The sequence below is a fragment of the Dokdonella sp. genome (assembly GCF_019634845.1).
Lineage (GTDB): Bacteria > Pseudomonadota > Gammaproteobacteria > Xanthomonadales > Rhodanobacteraceae > Dokdonella_A.
This window is the reverse complement of sequence record NZ_JAHCAQ010000012.1, coordinates 79,851-96,780: the sequence shown is the minus strand read 5'-3', so window position 1 is coordinate 96,780 and position 16,930 is coordinate 79,851. Positions and strand designations below refer to the sequence as shown.

Genomic DNA, 16,930 nt, shown 5'->3' with positions numbered 1-16,930 from the left:
GATTATCGCATCCGCGTGAGGTGGCGTGCCGCGCCGGCTTGGGATTTCGGCCGCGCTTCTCCGTTACGGGAACCTGCCCTCACCCGAGATCCGATCATGCGCAAGAGTCCGCACATTGTTTGCCTGTTGTCGATGCTTTGTCTCGCCACGCCGTTTGCGCAGGCCGAACTCGTCGTCGGCAATGGCACTTATCCAAGCCAGTCCGGTTCAGGCTCCATCGTCTTTTTCGCCGACAGTGCCGGTGGCAACGTCGCGCCGCTGCGCAGCCTCGTGCCGGGAAACGCCAATCCGATCGTCACGGCCAATTCAGTCGAATTCGAGCCGAGCGAGAATGTGCTCTACGTCGCCGACTTTTGGGGGCAGGCAATCCGCGTCTACGATGCACGCGCCAGCGGCGCCGCAGCGCCGTTGCGCACGATGAACGCGCCACTGCTTGGCCAGGTACGCGCGGTACGCGTCGACCGAGCGCACGATGAGATGGTCGCCATTGCCCGCATGCGCTCGATCGTCACTTGGCCGCGACTGGCCAATGGTGGCAACGTCAACCCGATCCGCAACATTCCCTGGGGCGGCAACAACGTTTCCGCAAGCCAGCTCAACAATCCGGCCGGGATCGCGCTCAACCGGCGTCGCGGCGAGATCGTCGTCGGCGACTACAAGGACGATTCCGCCGCAGGTTATCCGAATCGCATCCTGATCTATTCGCGTCTGAGCGATGGTTCCGCGGCGACGCCATTGCGTGTGATAGAAGGCCCGAGCACGCAGCTGGGCGGTCGCAGCAACGTGCGCGTGGCGGTCGATGAGGAAACGCAGACGATATTCGCCGTCGTCGGCCCGCCTGACACCGACCCTCAGCATTCGGCGCGTGTGATCGCGTTCGCCGCCGATGCCGTGGGCGACGCCACCCCGCTGCGCGTGATCTACGGGCCGTTCGCCTCGATGGTGATGGCGAGCGGCGAGTATCCGAGCGGCCTCGGTTTCGACGAGAACAGCGGACACATCCTCGTTTCCATCGCCACCACCGACCCGAGCGCGCGCGGCCGCATCGTCGTGCATTCGAGGTTCGCATACGGCGGCGCCTTCCCGCTGGCCGTCCTGCAGGGAGCTAACACCGGTTTTGGCAGTAGCCCGGGGACGGCTGCGGTCACCTTCGACCGCATCTTCAAGGATGGATTCGACGGCTGACCAAACAGCGACCGGTCGTCGCCGGCCAGGCAATCCGCCTGCATGGCGCCGCTGCTGCCGGCAACGAGGCGAGGGATTCGCGCGGTGAGGGATTTGGCCGCGAAAGCGCGTATTGACAGGCAACCGTCCGGAGTCCAGTCATGCGCAAGTCCCTGCTCACCACCCTCATCGCCACCACGCTCACATTCACGGCCCTGCCGGCCGACGCCGACATCGTGCTTGGTGGCTTCCAGTTCGGCCAGCCGCTGGGCCACCCGCTGCGTGTATTCGACGCCGATGCGCAGGGCGCGGACCTGCCGATCCGCGAGATCAGCGGCGCCGACACCCAGCTCGACACGCCAGCAACCGGAAGTTACGCAGCCGGCGAGGAGGTGATCTACGTGTCCGACTACTACGGCAGGGCGATCCGCGTCTACCCGGCGTTCGCCCATGGCAATGTGGCGCCACTGCGCGTGCTCAACCCGCCGCTTCTGGGCCAGCCGCGTCGCAGCGTGCCGCTGCCACAGTTCGGTGAGCTGGCGGTCATCGCGAGCAACTGCTGCATCTACACCTGGCCACTGCAGGCCAGCGGCGATCAGGCGGCGCCGCTGCGCGGGATCAGCTATGGCGGCAACAGCGGATCACCGACCGAATTGCGCAATCCGACGAGTCTCATCCATATCCCGAGCAGCGATGAACTCGCCGTGGTCGATTACTCGGATGGCCCGTCCTACGACGGGCGAATCATCTTCCACGCGCGCACGGCCACGGGCTACGTTGCGCCCACGCGCATGATCACCGGCAGCGCAGTCCGCGACCCACGGGGACTCGCCCACGATCCTGTCGGCCATCGCCTGTTCGTGCTGACGATCGAACGCGAGTCGAGCGGCATGACGATCAAGCACGGTCGCATCCTCGTGTTCGCCGAGGACGCGAGCGGCGACGCGCAGCCGCTCCACGTGATCGAGGGCGCTGCAACCCATCTCGACCTGCCAGTGGGCTACTACAACAGCAATCTGGGCTTCGATCCCTGGCTGCGCCGCATCGTGGTGACGGCCGGCACGGACAACGACCCGGCCAACAACCGCCTGCTGACGTTTGCCGCCGATGCCAGTGGCAACGTGGCACCCGTGCAGGAACTGGTCGGCAGCAACGTCAGCCCGTACACGGTCGGTGAGCCGTTCGCAGTGCCGCCGGACCGCCTCTTCGCCAACGGCTTCGACCCCTGAGCGGCGTCGCTTCGTCCCGGTGCAGGCCCGCCCCCGACAACCGGCGAGTCTGTCTCGGGCCTTGGCCGCGATGCGCGCGGTCAGCGCGCTGGTGTCGATCGGCGCCAGCACTCCGCACGCACACGGCCGCGTCATCGTGCACGCCCTCACCGGCAGTGGCGCGCCGGCGGCCATGATTGCCGGCAGGAGCCCTGGATTTGACCGTCGGCCCGGTGACGTCACCATCAGCTGCGACCAGGACGTCGGCACCGGCTTCGAGCGCTAGGGCGCGGCGGGTTGCGCAAGTGCGGCCACCAGCAGCGCCCGCAATTGCTGTTGCGTGTGCTGCGCGCGGCGCGGTTGATACTCGAACGTATCCTCGTCCATGTAATTGATCTGTGCGAGCTCCAGCTGCACCGCATCGACGCCATCGCCGGGACGGCCGTAGTGGCGCGTGATGTAGCCGCCCTTGAAGCGACCATTGATGACGTGCGTGTACTGCCGATGCGACGCAAGGATCGCGGCCAGGCGCTGCTGCAAGCCCACTGTGCAACTCGCGCCGTCGGCTGTGCCAAGGTTGAAATCGGGCAAGCGTCCCTCGAACAGGAACGGGACGCGACTGCGAATCGAATGGCCTTCCCAGAGCACGACGCGGCCATGCGCCGCGCGCAAGCGCGCGATCTCGCCAGCGAGCGCGTCATGGTACGGTTGCCAGTACGTCGCCACGCGGCGTTCGATTTCCTCGCGCCGCGGTTCTTCGCCGGCCTGGTACACGGGCTCGCCGCTGAACTGGACGATCGGACACAGTCCGGTCGTGTTCTGGCCCGGATAGAGCGAAGCGTTGTCGGACGGGCGGTTGAGATCGACGACATAGCGTGAATACCTCGGCACGAGCACGGAAGCGCCGAGTTCGCGCGCGAACTCGTAGAGCCGCGCGACATGCCAATCGGTGTCGGGCACGCGCCGCGCCGCAGGCGTGAGCCGCGCGGCGATGTCGGCGGGAAGCTCGCTGCCGTCATGCGGCAGGCTCACGAGCAGCGGCTGGGTGCCGCGATGCAGGCTGCAGATGTCCATGCGCACATTGTAGACACGCCTGCCACGAGCGGGCGTGCCCGATGCGTCGCAACCTGCGCCCGCAGCGGACGGCCATGTCGCTGGCGGAGCGAGCGGCCTAACCCTGCGGATCGCGCGCGCCGCCATCCTTGCGCCGCGACCCGGGCGTGAATACGAGCGGCCGTGGCCCGGGGTCCGCGCGCGCCAGGTCCGCGCCGCCACAGCCGCCGCAGGAGGCGCATCCCGTGCCACACGAGCCACCTTGGCTGCTGCGCGGCTGCCAGGCCCGCGCGCGTCGGCGCCAGGCGTCCGGCAGTGCGGGACGATCGAACCAGCCGAGCACGCGCGCGATGCAGCGGCGCGAGGTCTGCGGCAGCAGGCGCCGCAACGCCGACCAAGTGGCCCAGCCGACGATCAGCGCGACGACCACGCCCTGCACGATCGTCGCGTTCATGCGAGCGCCAGCGTGAGCTGGTAGGTGATGAACGAGGCGAGGTAAGCCAGCGCGAACAGGTAGACCGCGCTGATCCACACATAACGCCAGCCATTCGTTTCGCGGCGAATCACCGCCAGCGTCGACATGCACTGCGGCGCGAACACGTACCAGGCCAGCAGCGACAGGGCCGTGGCGAGCGACCACTGCGCCGCGATCGTGGTGCCCAGCGCCGCAGCGGCGGCTTCCTCGCTGGCGGCCGACAGCGCATACACCGTGGCCAGAGACGACACCGCCACCTCGCGCGCGGCCAGACCCGGGATCAGCGCGATGCAGATCTGCCAGTTGAAGCCGATCGGCGCGAACACGTGCGTCATCCAGCGCCCGATGTGGCCGGCGTAGCTGTAGTCGATCGGCGGCAGCGTGGCGCCCTCGGGCGGCGCCGGAAAACTCGACAGGAACCACAGCAGGATCGTCAGCGAGAGCAGGATGCCGCCGACACGGCGCAGGAAGATCAGCGCACGCTCCCACAGCCCGAGCAGGATGCTGCGCGGATCGGGCAGCCGGTACGAGGGCAACTCCATCAACAGCATGTGCTCGCTGCGATCACGCTGCAGGCGCTTGATGACCCAGGCCACCGCAAGCGCGCTGACGATGCCGGCGAGATACAGCACGAACAGCACGATGCCCTGCAGGTTGAAGATGCCAAACACGTCGCGGCGCGGGATGAACGCGGCGATCAGCAGCGTGTACACCGGCAGTCGCGCCGAGCAGGTCATCAGCGGCGCGACGAGGATCGTGGTCAGGCGATCGCGCGGATCGGCGATGCTGCGCGTGGCCATGATGCCGGGGATCGCGCAGGCGAAGCTCGACAGCAGCGGGATGAACGAGCGACCGGTGAGGCCGGCGCGGAACATCAACGTGTCGAGCAGGAACGCCGCGCGCGGCAGGTAACCCGATTCCTCGAGCACGAGGATGAACAGGAACAGCACGAGGATCTGCGGCAGGAACTCGAGCACGGTGCCAAGACCGGCAAAAATGCCGTCGGTGACCAGGCTCTGCAGCAACGGCATCGACCCCAGCAGGCTGCCGACCCACTCGCCGGCGCCCGCCACGCCCGCAGCCACCGCGTCCTGCAGCGGCGCAGCCCAACTGAACACGGCCTGGAAGATCAGGAACATCACCAGCGCGAGGATCGCCAGGCCGGCCACGCGATTGAGCACCACGGCGTCGATCGCATCATCGATCGCCGCGGTCGCACGCGGCATCGTCACCGCCTCGGCGAGCAGCGCGCGCACGCGCGCGTGCAGGTCGCCACCGGCGGGCGCAGCCGGTGGCACCCGCGCGGCGCCGCGATCGAGCGCCGCCAGCAGGTCCGCGGCGCCACCATGACGCACCGCCACGGTTGCCACCACCGGCACGCCGAGCCCGGCCTGCAGGCGGTCGATGTCGATGCGAATGCCGCGCCGTTGCGCCACGTCCATCATGTTGAGCGCGACCAGCATCGGTCGCCCGAGCTGCGCCAGTTCGAGCGCCAGGCGCAGGTGCAGGCGCAGGTTGGTCGCATCGAGCACGCAGACGATGAGATCGGGTGCGGCTTCGCCCGCAAGGCGCCCGGCGCAGACATCGCGCGTGATGACCTCGTCGGGACTGGCCGCATCGAGGCTGTAGGCGCCGGGCAGGTCGAGCACGCGCACCTGCCGCCCAGCTGGCGTTTCCAGCCGCCCTTCCTTGCGCTCGATCGTGACGCCGGCGTAGTTGGCCACCTTGGCGCGCCCGCCGGTCAGGCGATTGAACAGCGCGGTCTTGCCGCAGTTGGGACTGCCGACCAGCGCGGCATGCAGGGCCGGTGCCGTGGCGTTCACGGCTGCGGCTCGTCGACGAGGCGCACGCGCGCGGCTTCGGGGCGGCGCAGCGCAAAGCGCGTGTAGCCGATCTGCACCAGCAGCGGATCGCGTCCGAACGGCCCGCTGGCGACCACGCGCACGGGCTCGCCGGCAACGAAGCCAAGCTCACGCAGGCGCCGCGCGACCACGTCGCCCGCCTCGGTGTCCTCGACCTGCCCGACCACGGCGGACTGGCCTTTGCGAAGTTCTGAGAGCCGCACGCGTCACGCGCAAACAAGAACGATTCGCAATTCTAGCCGACTCGCGCCGCCGCGTGGCAAACGCCGGCGCGGCGCATGGCCGCAGGGCATCGCCACGCACCGCGGCCGATCGGCTGCGGCCGGTCCGGCGGCCACCCAACGGCCCGGCGCTATCATCGGCGTCTTGCTGCAACGCGCTGCCACTCATGCCCGATTCGATCCTCATCCAACGCCAGGCCGGCATCACCACGCTCACGCTCAACCGCGCGCAGGTGCACAACGCCTTCGACGACACGCTGATCGCCGAGCTCACCGCCGCGCTGCTGGACTGCGACCGCGACGCCGGCGTGCGCGCGGTGGTGCTGACCGGCGCGGGCGCCTCGTTCTCGGCCGGCGCCGACCTCAACTGGATGCGCGGCATGGTCGATGCCAGCGAGCAAGCCAACCGCGAGGATTCACTGCGGCTGGCTGCGCTCATGCGCACGCTCAACTTCCTGTCCAAGCCGACCATTGCGCGCGTCAACGGCTCGGCCTATGGCGGCGGCGTCGGCCTGGTGGCCTGCTGCGACATCGCGATCGGCGTCGACGGCGCCAAGTTCGCGTTGTCGGAGGTCAAGCTCGGCCTCGTGCCGGCCGTGATCTCGCCCTACGTGATCGCGGCGATCGGCCAGCGCCAGGCGCGGCGCCTGTTCATCAATGGCGAAGTGTTCGACGCCGTCACCGCCGCGCGCATCGGCCTGCTCCACGAGTGTGTCGCGCCCGACCAGCTCGACGCGGCAGTCGAGCGCAGCCTGCATTTCCTTGCCAAGGGTGGGCCGCTGGCGCAGCACGAGGCCAAGCAGCTCGCGCTGCGCACCGGCGGCATGACGATCGAGTCGTGCGAGCGCTGCGACCGCGACAACGCCGCCCTGATCGCACGCCTGCGCGTATCGGCGGAAGGCCAGCAGGGCCTGGCCGCCTTCCTCGACAAGAGGGCGCCGCCGTGGGTTCGCTAGCGGCGCCGTGATCGATCCCTAGGGGTGCGGCATGAGGTCTGTCATCATTGGCCGGTAGCCTGCGCGGAGTGTTCGCCTTGTTCGACAAGATCCTCATCGCCAACCGCGGCGAAATCGCCTGCCGCGTGATCCGCACCTGCCGCCGCCTCGGCGTCGCGCCGATTGCGGTGTATTCGCAGGCCGACGCCACGGCCCAGCATGTGCGGCTGGCCGACGCGGCCTGGCCGATCGGCGGCCCGCGCCCGGCCGAGTCCTATCTGCGCGGCGACGCCATCATCGAGGCCGCACTGCGCTCCGGCGCGCAGGCGATCCACCCCGGCTATGGCTTCCTGTCGGAAAACCCCGATTTTGCCGATGCCGTGCAGCGCGCCGGACTCGTCTTCATCGGACCGTCGGGCGACTCGATGCGCCGGATGGGCTCCAAGGCCGGCGCCAAGGAGCTGATGGCCGCGCGCGGCGTGCCGGTGGTGCCCGGCTACACCGGCGACGACCAGGATCCGGCCCTGCTCGCGCGCGAGGCGCAGCGCATCGGCTTTCCGCTCATGATCAAGGCCGCCTACGGCGGTGGCGGCAAGGGCATGCGTGTCGTGCGCAGCCTGGACGAGTTCGCTGCCAGTCTCGAAAGCTGCCAGCGCGAGGCGAAGAACGCGTTCGGCCGCGACCGCGTGCTGCTCGAGCGCTACATCAACCATCCGCGCCATATCGAATTCCAGATCTTCGGCGACAGCCACGGCAACACGATCCATCTCAACGAACGCGAATGTTCGGCCCAGCGCCGCTACCAGAAGGTGCTCGAGGAAACCCCCTCACCGTTCCTCACCCCGCACCTGCGCGAGCGCATGGGCCAGGCCGCGATCGCCGCAGCGCAGGCGCTCGACTACGTCAATGCCGGCACCGTCGAGTTCATCGTCGGTGCCGATGGCGACTTCCATTTCATGGAGATCAACACGCGCCTGCAGGTCGAGCACCCGGTCACCGAGATGGTGCTGGGCCTCGACCTGGTCGAACTGCAACTGCGCGTGGCAGCCGGCGAGCCGCTGCCGGCCTCGCTGGTGCGCAACAAATCGATTCCGCAGCTTGGTCACGCGATCGAGTTGCGCCTGTACGCGGAGGATCCCGAGCAGGGCTTCCTGCCCGGTTCGGGGCGGCTCGAAACGCTGCGCCTGCCCACGCCCTCGCGTCACGTGCGCATCGACTCGGGCGTGGTCGCGGGCGACACCGTGACGATCTTCTACGACCCGATGATCGCCAAGCTCATCGTCTGGGACGAGACGCGCGAGGCCGCGCTCGTGCGCATGCGCGAGGCGCTGGCGCGGTGCGCGGTGATCGGCCCCAAGTCGAACATCGACTTCCTCGAGCGCCTGGTGCGCCATCGCGCAATCGTCGACGCGAGCATCGACAGCGGCTATCTCGATCGCAACCTGGCCGAATTCGTTGCTGCCGATGCCTCCGATGCCGACGCGCCGTTCATCGCTGCGGTCGCCTGGCTGTTGCACGAAGAGGCGCAGGCGCCACGCTGCGCGCGCACCGGCGCCGATCCATGGTCGCCGTGGGCGCGGGCCGATGCCTGGCGCGTCGGCCACGCCGGCAAGCGCATCGTGGCCCTGCTCGCGCGTGGGCAGCGTCACGAGATCAGTGCCTTCGGCGCCGCCGGCAACTATCGGCTCGACGACGGCACGCGCCAGCTCGTACTCGAGCATGCCCGGTTCGACGGCACCGCCTTGAGCGCCCACCTCGATGGCGTCGCGCGCCGCTGGCAGGTCGTGCTCGATCGCGACGGCCTCATCGTGCACGACGGCACGCGCCGCCACCTGTTCGCGCATGCGCCCGCGTTCGCATGGACGCCGAGCGCGGCGGCGAGCGGCGACCGCGTGCTGGCGCCGATGCCAGGTCGCATCGTGCTGGTCAAGGTCTCGCCCGGTACTGAAGTCACCGAGGGCCAGGAGCTGCTCGTCATGGAGGCGATGAAGATGGAACTGAGCCTCAAGGCGCCGCGCGCCGGCACGATCGCGGCCGTGCAGGCGGCCGCTGGCGATTTCGTCGATGCCGACGCGGTGCTGGTGCGGCTCGAGGCCTGATCCGGTGCCCGCCCTGCGCCACGTGACGCCCGCTTCCCAGCCACCCCCGGAGTCCGCGATGTCCCACTTCATCCGCACCGTCGCCTGCCTCGTGCTCTGCATGGCGCTCGGCGCCTGTGTCGAAACGCGCTTCGAAGCGCCGCTGGGCGACAACATCGAGACCTGCGACACCGGCTGGAAGGGGCTGTGGTTCGAACAGCCCGGCGCCAAGGCCAGCAACGACGACAACAAGGAACGGGTCGGCTTCTTCGTCGACGAAGCCTGCGCGCTGACCTTGTTCGAGCAGGGTGCGGGCGGCGCGCCGCTCAAGCGCTGGCGCGTGGCGGTCAATTTCGTCCATCTGCGCGGCGGCGACTACCTCGTGGTCGCCGACAGCGCGCTGCGCAGTCTGGGTGAGATCGCGCCACCCCACGCCATCGAGCCACCGCCGGCCAAGTCCTACTACTACGTCCGCTATCGGCTGCGTGGTGACCGCCTCGAACTGTACGAAGTCGACAGCGCCAAGGCGGCGCGACTCGTGATCGACGGCAAGCTCGAAGGCACGGTCAACAAGACGCGCAACGAACTGCATGTCTACCTGCGCGGCGGGCGGGCGCAGATGCTCGACATCGTGCGCAAGCATGACCTGTTCAGCGACAAGCCCTGGCACGTGTTCCGGCGCAGCGGACAGGATCTGCAGGATTTCGAGCGCTCACTGCAGCACACGGCCACGGAGCCCCGACGATGAACCTGCCCGCAGCGGTCCGCATCGTCGAAGTGGGCGCGCGAGATGGCCTGCAGAACGAAGCGGCCATCATTCCGACCTCCACCAAGATCGAGCTGATCGACCGCCTGTCGGCTTGCGGCCTGACGACCATCGAGGCGACCAGCTTCGTCAGCCCCAAATGGGTGCCGCAGCTCGCTGATGCGGCCGAGGTCTACGCTGGCATCCGCAAGGCGGCGGGCGTGTCCTATCCGGTGCTGGTGCCGAACCTGCAAGGCTACGAGCGCGCGCGCGCGGTCGGCGTGACCGAGATCGCGGTGTTCGCGGCGGCTTCCGAGGCGTTCAGCCGCAGGAACATCAACGCCTCGATCGACGAATCGATCGAGCGCTTCGTGCCCGTGCTCAAGCGCGCGCGCGGCGACGGCGTCCAGGTGCGCGGCTATGTCTCCACCGTGCTCGGCTGTCCCTACCAGGGCGAGGTGCCGCTTGCCGACGTGGTGCATGTCGCGCAACGCCTGCATGCGCTGGGCTGCCACGAGATCTCGCTCGGCGACACGATCGGCGTCGGCACGCCGGCCAAGGCGCGCGCGATGCTGCGCGCGGTCGCCGACGCAGTGCCGATGAGCGCGCTGGCCGTGCACTTCCACGACACCTACGGACAGGCGCTGGCCAACATCCTCGCCTGCCTGGAGGAAGGTGTCGCCGTCATCGACAGCGCGGTGTCGGGCACCGGCGGCTGCCCCTACGCCAAGGGCGCCAGCGGCAATGTCGCCAGCGAAGACGTGGTCTACATGCTCGACGGCATGGGCATCGCCACCGGCATCGACCTCGCGCGGCTCATCGACACCGGCTTGTGGCTGAGCCAGGCACTGGGCCGGCAAACGTCCAGTCGCGTCGCGCGCGCACGCGCGGCCGCCTGAACGGCGGCGCGCACGCTCGCTATACTCGCGATTTCGTCGCACGAGCCAGCCATGCCCGCCAAACTCGGTCCCGACCGCAGCCGCGGTTACATCATCGCGGCCGGCGCGCTGGCGGACGCAGCGCGCGCCGCCGACACCTTCACCCGCCTGCTGGCGCTGCTCGCGCCGCAACCGCGCGTGGTGATCGTTGCCAGCGGCGAAGCCGCTGACGGCGACGATTCCGAACTGGAAAGCCTGCTGCGCGCGGCCGGCGCCGCCGAGACGATGCGCGTGCTGTTGCGCACGCGCGCCGACAGCGAGCAGCTCGCTCTGCTCGCCGCGATCGATCAGGCTCAGCTGGTGTTGCTGCAGACCGACCAGCCACTGCGCCTGTCCACCCTCATCGGCGGCACCCGGTTGGCGCGTGCACTGCGCCGGCGCAATGCCGAAGGCATGGCCGTCGCCGGCTGTGGTCCCGCCGCCGCGCTGCTGTGCGAGCACATGGTGGCCCACGGCGAGCAGGGTGCGACACCGCGCCAGGGCGGCGTGCAGTTCGCGCCGGGGTTGGGCCTCACCAACCGCGTGGTGATCGATCAGGGCGGCCACGCCGGCGATCGCCTCGGTCGCCTGCTCGGTGCGCTCGCGCTCAATCCGTTCGCGCTCGGCCTCGGCATCGACGCCGCCACCGCCGCGATCATCGGCCCCGACAATGTGCTCGAAGTACTCGGCGCCGGCGGCATCACGCTGCTCGACCCGGCCGAGATGGCCGAGTCCAATGTCGCCGACGTCACGCCCGGTGCGCCGATCCGCATCACCAACCTGCGCCTGCACGCGCTCACGGCCGGCGCACGCTACGACCTCGATTTCCGCCAGAGCCTGTGACGACGACGTGCCTCGCGCAGCCAGCGCCGCCACGGCGTGACCCGCGCCGATGAGTACAGGCTTCGTCATCCGTCCACTCGCGCCAGCAGATGATCCGGCGCTCGCCGCGATCATCCGCAGCGTCATGCCCGAATTCGGCGCCGGCGGCGCCGGTTTCGCGATCCACGATGCCGAAGTCGCGGCCATGCACGCCGCCTACGCGCAGCCACGCTGCGCCTATTTCGTCGTCGAGTCCGCGGGCGAAGTACTCGGCGGCGGCGGCATCGCGCCGCTCGCGGGCGGCCGCGGCGACACCTGCGAGCTGCGCAAGATGTACTTCCTGCCGGCGCTGCGCGGCCATGGCGCCGGCCACGCCCTGCTCGAGCGCTGCCTCGATGCGGCCCGCGACCTGGGCTACCGGCGCTGCTACATCGAAACGCTGAGCGGCATGGACGCGGCGCAACACCTCTACCAGCGACACGGCTTCCGGCGCATTCCCGTCGCGCTCGGCGCCACTGGCCACTTCGGCTGCGACCGCTACTACCTGCGCGAGCTGTAATCGGCCCTGCAATCACATCGCTGCCCGGCGCGCATCCTGTACGCAACGGGCAGCGACGCAATGCTGTTCCAGCCGGGCACAGGCACGCCGCGACGCGCGGAACTCAATCGTCAATTGCCGTCGAAGCCATCGGTGAAGATCGCACTGGGCGTCACGCGCAGGTAGAACGTCGGCGTGGTGGCCTGGGTCTTGTTGTAGACGGCAAGGCCGAGATAGTCCGTGCTCGTGCCATCGAAGCGATAGCGGAGCGTTTCGCCGCCGCCAGCGCCGGCCGCATCGCGGGTGGCGACTGCCTGGCTGCGTCCTTGCGCCCATGTCGCCGAATCCGCACCGTTCGAGCGGTACAGTGCCAGCCCCATGTCGGCACTGCCGGCGCCCGCGCCGGGCACGAGCGTGATGCGCCGCTCGCTGTTCGCCTCGAAGCCCATGTCGGCGACGAACAGCGAGGTATTGGCGTCCATCGAGTACGGGCCATACAAACCACCGCTGCCGGACGAGTAGTACGCGCCGTTGGCCGCGACGATCGAATACTCGCCGCTGCCGGTATACCTTTTCACGCGGAAGAATTCGCGGGCCGTCGATGGCCAGTGGTTGCCGTCGACCATGATGAAGTCGACGGCGCTGCCAGCATAGGCCGAGACGGCGCGCCGCGGCCGGTTGAACGTGTCGGTCGCGTTGACCGGCTCCAGGAACCACGACGCGTCATACAGTTCGAGGTCGTAGTCCGCGGTGGTTGCCGAGCGCAGCGCGACGCCACGCCAGTACGGTACCCAACCCGCGTACTCCTCCGCCGGACGAATGTCGAAGAAGGTGCCCTGCGCCTTCGGTGCGCCGTTGAAATGCCACCAAGCGCCGCGCGGCAGATAGCTGCCGTCGAGCCGGGCGGCCGCAGCAAACGGCGTGGCGCTGCCGCTCCAACTGCCGAACAGCGTGATCTTGAACTTGTAGGTATCGGTGGCCGGCGCATAGAAGTCGACCAGCTCGAAGTTGTTGTAAGAACTGATCGAAGAGGCCACCTGCGTGGTGCCGTCGCTGCGGTAGGCACGCAGGTCGAGATCGCCCGGGATGTTGTCGTTGGAATAGGTCGAACCGCTCAGCGTCACGTTCGACAGCCAGTTGATCGCGAAGCGCACACGCTGGCCAGCACGCGCGTACACCTCGTAGGTCCTCGGAAAGCTCGACGCGTCGACGCCCTGGAACCACCACGGCCCGTTCTCGGTCGCGTAGACCGATGCCGTGCCATCGATGGTCGGCCGGTCGGCAGCCGAACGCAGGGCACCGACCATCATCAATGCACGCACCGCAACCGGCGAACCGGCGAGCTGGCTGTCCGCTTCCATCAGGTCGGCGGCGAGGGCGGAGACGGCGGGCGCGGCAAAGCTCGTTCCCCACAGGCCACCGCTCAAGGGCGAACTCGAACTCGTCGTTTCCGCCAGCGACACGATGTCGGCGGCGCCGGCATCGACTTCGGGTTTGACGTGGGTGCCGCCGGCACCATCGCCGATCGGCCAGCCACTGGCCGAGCAGACGTAGCGGTCATCGTCGCCCCAGCCGATGGTGTTGTGGTCGTTGTAGCCGCCAACGGTCAGCGTGTTGTAGCCGCGGCCAGGCGATTCCACGCCGTAGACGGTCGTCGCCGGGTCCTGGCCGCAGTTCGGTGCGCCGTGGTTGCCGGCCGCGTGCACGTTGAGGCGGAACGAGTTGCGCGTGATGTAGTCGAGGCGGCGGTCGAATGCATTGAAGGCGTTGCTGGCAACGTTCTTGAAACCCCAGCTGTGATTGAGCACCTGCGCGCGGGCCACGCCCCAATCGGTCGCGGCTTCGAGCGAGCCTGCCGTGTTGTACTGACCGTTCGCACTGATCAACGTGCTGGCCGACGCCAGGCCGCGATGTGTGCCATGGGTGCTGGCGATGATGCCGCCGACGCCGGTGGTGTGCGCGGAGGTCGCCAGCGACGTGTCACGGCTCTGCGACACGGTCATGTACGGATTGCTCGGATAGATGCGTCCGCCCTCGACGACCGCGACGGTCACGCCGCTGCCGTCATAGCCAACGGCGTTGATCGGCGTCACGTTGTCGGTCGGGCGCGCGACATCGAGACTGGGGCCCTGCTCGCCGCCGGTGTCGTCGAGGATCGCCACATCGGGCCAGCGCGCGATCGACCAGGCCCGTCCCGGATCGATCTCGACGATGACCGACGGCACGATGTCGCTGGCGTACACGACCCTGACACCGGCGGATTCGAGTCGCTGCACCATGGCCATGCGCGGCGCGGACAGCGCGCTGCGCAGGTCGGCGAGCCGGAACTGATTGCCGGCCTCGACCGCGGCGACCGCCGCCGCGCGGTCGAGACGCTCGGCTTCGAGCCGAACCTGCTCCGCCGCGGCGTCGGTTGTCTTTTCGGCCTCCGCGGCGGGCGTGACGGCTGCCGCGGCCTGCGCAAGTCCGGCCGGCGGCCCCTCCAAGGCGACGGCGTCGCGCTTGTCGCCGCTCGCGACGCTCGGCGCATCGAGCGCCGCTCCGCCGCTGTATGCCGCGACGTCCGATTCGCCGCTCGGCCCGCCTCCGTCGTCCGGAAGATCGGCGACATACCACAGGTCGACGACGACTCGATCGGATGGCGCCAGCGTCTGCATCCGTTCGAGCAGGGCTGGCGTCATCGCGCCATAAGCCAGGCGCCAGGTGGCACCGGCTGCGGCGCGCACGCGTTCGGCGTCCACGGCACGGTCGCCGTCGAAGGTGCGGCCAACGATGTCGCCGCTGGCTGCATCCAGTGCCTTCACGGTGCGCAGTTCGCGCCCGTCGAGCAGCCGCTCGGTCGCCACGACGACGTCGTGCAGGCGCTCGGGAGTGATGTCGAGCGCCCGCGCCAGCGCCTGCGTGTCACCCGCAGGGGCCGGCGGCGCCGCAAGTGACGGGGCGGACAGTGCGATTGCGATCGCGGTGGCAAGCAGGTCGAGCGATAAGCGTGTCATGGTATTCCCCTCCGATGATTGAACCGGATTGCAACCGTGGCGATCCGGCGCCGCCGGCATGCGCGCCTCGCGCGCATTGCCTTGCAACCTACCGATACGCAATCGCGCCCCCAGACACGACACGCCACCGCCGCCAGGCGTCGCGGCATCGCAACAGCGCATGCTGGTAGAATCCGCGCCCCGATTTCCAGCGGAACGCCACATGCAACTCGATCAGGTCAAGGCCGTCATCACGGGCGGCGCTTCCGGGCTCGGCTTTGCCGTCGCGCAGCATCTCGTCGCACGCGGCGGCCGGGTCGCGTTGCTCGACGTCAACGACGACAAGGGCCGGGCGGCCGCGGCGTCGCTCGGCGCGGCCGCTGCGTATTTGCGTACCGACGTGACCGACGAGGGGGCAGTCAGCGCGACGCTGGCCGAGGCCAAGGCCCGGCTCGGCGGCCTCAACGTCGCGATCAACTGCGCCGGCATCCTCGGCGCGGGCCGCGTGCTCGGCAAGGAAGGGCCGATGCCGCTGAAGAATTTCGCCACCACCGTGATGGTCAATCTCGTCGGCAGCTTCAATGTGGCCAAGGCCGCGGCCGACCTCATGCAGCACAACGAGACCGGCCCGGACGGCGAGCGCGGCGTGATCGTCAACACCGCCTCGATCGCCGCCTTCGAGGGCCAGATCGGCCAGGCCGCCTACTCCGCCTCCAAGGGCGGCGTGGTTGGCATGACGTTGCCGATGGCGCGCGAGTTCGCGCGCATCGGCGTGCGCGTGATGACGATCGCGCCGGGCGTGTTCCACACCCCGATGGTCGATGGCATGCCGCCGAACGTGTACGAATCGCTGTGCGCGCAGGTGCCCTACCCCTCGCGCCTGGGCAAGCCGGAGGAATACGCCGACACGGTCGCCTTCATCCTCGGCAACCACTATCTCAATGGTGGCGTCATCCGCATCGACGGCGCGATCCGCCTGGCCCCCAAGTGAGCGCAGCGGGTGCCTGCCGGGCGCCCGCGCCGCAAGGTTTCCCGCACGCCACGTCGCGCCGACCGCGACGGCAAGGTTCCCGCCTCCCCACTTTCCACGGTCCACTCCCCGCATGAAAGCCGCAGACATCAAGAAGGGCAACGTCGTCGAGCATGACGGCAAGGTCTGGCAGATTCGCGACATCGAGCGCAGCTCGCCGCAAGGCCGTGGCGGCAACGTCACCTTCCGCTTCACCATGTACGCCGTGCCGGGCGGGCAGAAGCTCGACCTGTCGCTGCGCGCCGACGATGACCTCAAGGAGACCGAGCTCACGCGTCGCGCGGTGAGCTATTCCTACAAGGACGGCGAGGCCTTCGTGTTCATGGACAGCGAGGACTACACGCAGTACACGCTCGATGCGAGCGCGATCGGCGATGCGTCCGGCTACCTCGTCGACGGCATCGAGGGCTGCTACGTCCAGCTCATCGACGACGCGCCGGTGGCGCTGCAACTGCCGCAGAACGTCACGCTCGAAGTCATCGAGACCGCGCCCGAGCTCAAGGGCGCCACCGCCACCAAGCGCCCCAAGCCGGCGCGCCTGAGCACCGGCATCGAGATCCTCGTGCCCGAGTACATCAGCACCGGCGAGAAGGTCATGGTCAACACCACCACCGGCGAATTCGCAGGTAGAGCCTGACGCGCTCTGCGCCGCCCTCCGGCGGCGCAGCGGCAGGCTCTGGCGAGGCAGGAGCCGAGCGGACTGCGTCCCAGGGACGGTTGCTCGGTCCAGTCCATCACGCGCTCTGCGCCGCCCTCCGGCGGCGCAGCGGCAGGCTCTGGCGAGGCAGGAGCCGAGCGGACTGCGTCCCAGGGACGGTTGCTCGGTCCAGTCCATCACGCGCTCTGCGCCGCACTCCGGCAGCAGCGGCAGGCTCTGGCGAGGCAGGAGCCGAGCGGACTGCGTCCC

General features: G+C 69.0%; 15 protein-coding genes. 10 read left to right on the top strand and 5 right to left on the bottom strand.

Annotated features, from left to right (window positions below):
- The first annotated feature begins 96 nt into the window (after positions 1-96).
- Positions 97-1,185, top strand: coding sequence for a hypothetical protein (locus KF903_RS10175; RefSeq protein ID WP_291214274.1), 1,089 nt, complete (start codon positions 97-99; stop codon positions 1,183-1,185).
- Positions 1,186-1,325: 140 nt separating this feature from the next.
- A complete protein-coding gene (locus KF903_RS10170) occupies positions 1,326-2,393 on the top strand; it encodes a hypothetical protein (protein WP_291214272.1) in 1,068 nt (355 codons plus the stop codon).
- Positions 2,394-2,654: 261 nt separating this feature from the next.
- Here KF903_RS10170 and hutG read toward each other — a convergent pair whose 3' ends face one another.
- From hutG to KF903_RS10150, 4 genes are all read right to left on the bottom strand, one after another.
- The gene (hutG, locus tag KF903_RS10165) at positions 2,655-3,446 is read right to left on the bottom strand and encodes an N-formylglutamate deformylase (protein WP_291214270.1); all 792 of its coding nucleotides are present in this window, start codon (positions 3,444-3,446) and stop codon (positions 2,655-2,657) included.
- Between the two features lie 97 nt (positions 3,447-3,543).
- Positions 3,544-3,879, bottom strand: coding sequence for a DUF6587 family protein (locus KF903_RS10160; protein WP_291214268.1), 336 nt, complete (start codon positions 3,877-3,879; stop codon positions 3,544-3,546).
- On the bottom strand, positions 3,876-5,723 hold the full coding sequence (locus tag KF903_RS10155) for a ferrous iron transporter B (protein ID WP_291214266.1): 1,848 nt from the start codon (positions 5,721-5,723) through the stop codon (positions 3,876-3,878). Before KF903_RS10155 ends, KF903_RS10160 begins: the two co-directional genes overlap by 4 nt.
- The gene (locus KF903_RS10150) at positions 5,720-5,965 is read right to left on the bottom strand and encodes a ferrous iron transport protein A (protein ID WP_291214264.1); all 246 of its coding nucleotides are present in this window, start codon (positions 5,963-5,965) and stop codon (positions 5,720-5,722) included. Before KF903_RS10150 ends, KF903_RS10155 begins: the two co-directional genes overlap by 4 nt.
- Positions 5,966-6,150: 185 nt before the next feature.
- Here KF903_RS10150 and KF903_RS10145 point away from each other — a divergent pair, with 185 nt between their 5' ends.
- The 6 genes from KF903_RS10145 to KF903_RS10120 all read left to right on the top strand — a co-directional run bounded on the left by KF903_RS10145 (position 6,151) and on the right by KF903_RS10120 (position 12,039).
- Positions 6,151-6,939 (top strand): enoyl-CoA hydratase-related protein, encoded by a 789-nt coding sequence (locus KF903_RS10145; protein ID WP_291214262.1) that lies wholly within the window; start codon positions 6,151-6,153, stop codon positions 6,937-6,939.
- Between the two features lie 77 nt (positions 6,940-7,016).
- On the top strand, positions 7,017-9,017 hold the full coding sequence (locus KF903_RS10140) for a biotin carboxylase N-terminal domain-containing protein (RefSeq protein ID WP_291214260.1): 2,001 nt from the start codon (positions 7,017-7,019) through the stop codon (positions 9,015-9,017).
- A gap of 58 nt (positions 9,018-9,075) precedes the next feature.
- On the top strand, positions 9,076-9,744 hold the full coding sequence (locus KF903_RS10135) for a hypothetical protein (protein WP_291214258.1): 669 nt from the start codon (positions 9,076-9,078) through the stop codon (positions 9,742-9,744).
- 2 nt (positions 9,745-9,746) lie between these two features.
- Positions 9,747-10,640 (top strand): hydroxymethylglutaryl-CoA lyase, encoded by an 894-nt coding sequence (locus KF903_RS10130; RefSeq protein ID WP_291214307.1) that lies wholly within the window; start codon positions 9,747-9,749, stop codon positions 10,638-10,640.
- A gap of 51 nt (positions 10,641-10,691) precedes the next feature.
- Positions 10,692-11,501, top strand: a complete 810-nt coding sequence (locus tag KF903_RS10125; RefSeq protein ID WP_291214255.1) for a cyanophycinase — start codon at positions 10,692-10,694, stop codon at positions 11,499-11,501.
- A 49-nt stretch (positions 11,502-11,550) separates the two neighbouring features.
- A complete protein-coding gene (locus KF903_RS10120) occupies positions 11,551-12,039 on the top strand; it encodes a GNAT family N-acetyltransferase (protein ID WP_291214253.1) in 489 nt (162 codons plus the stop codon).
- A 110-nt stretch (positions 12,040-12,149) separates the two neighbouring features.
- On the opposite strand, the gene KF903_RS10115 is transcribed toward KF903_RS10120, so the two are convergent.
- Complete coding sequence (locus KF903_RS10115) at positions 12,150-15,014, bottom strand: S8 family serine peptidase (RefSeq protein WP_291214251.1); 2,865 nt, start codon at positions 15,012-15,014, stop codon at positions 12,150-12,152.
- 202 nt (positions 15,015-15,216) lie between these two features.
- Here KF903_RS10115 and KF903_RS10110 point away from each other — a divergent pair, with 202 nt between their 5' ends.
- Both KF903_RS10110 and yeiP read left to right on the top strand, forming a co-directional pair.
- Complete coding sequence (locus KF903_RS10110; RefSeq protein WP_291214249.1) at positions 15,217-15,984, top strand: SDR family NAD(P)-dependent oxidoreductase; 768 nt, start codon at positions 15,217-15,219, stop codon at positions 15,982-15,984.
- Positions 15,985-16,096: 112 nt separating this feature from the next.
- Complete coding sequence (yeiP, locus tag KF903_RS10105; protein WP_291214246.1) at positions 16,097-16,660, top strand: elongation factor P-like protein YeiP; 564 nt, start codon at positions 16,097-16,099, stop codon at positions 16,658-16,660.
- The last annotated feature ends 270 nt before the right edge of the window (positions 16,661-16,930 follow it).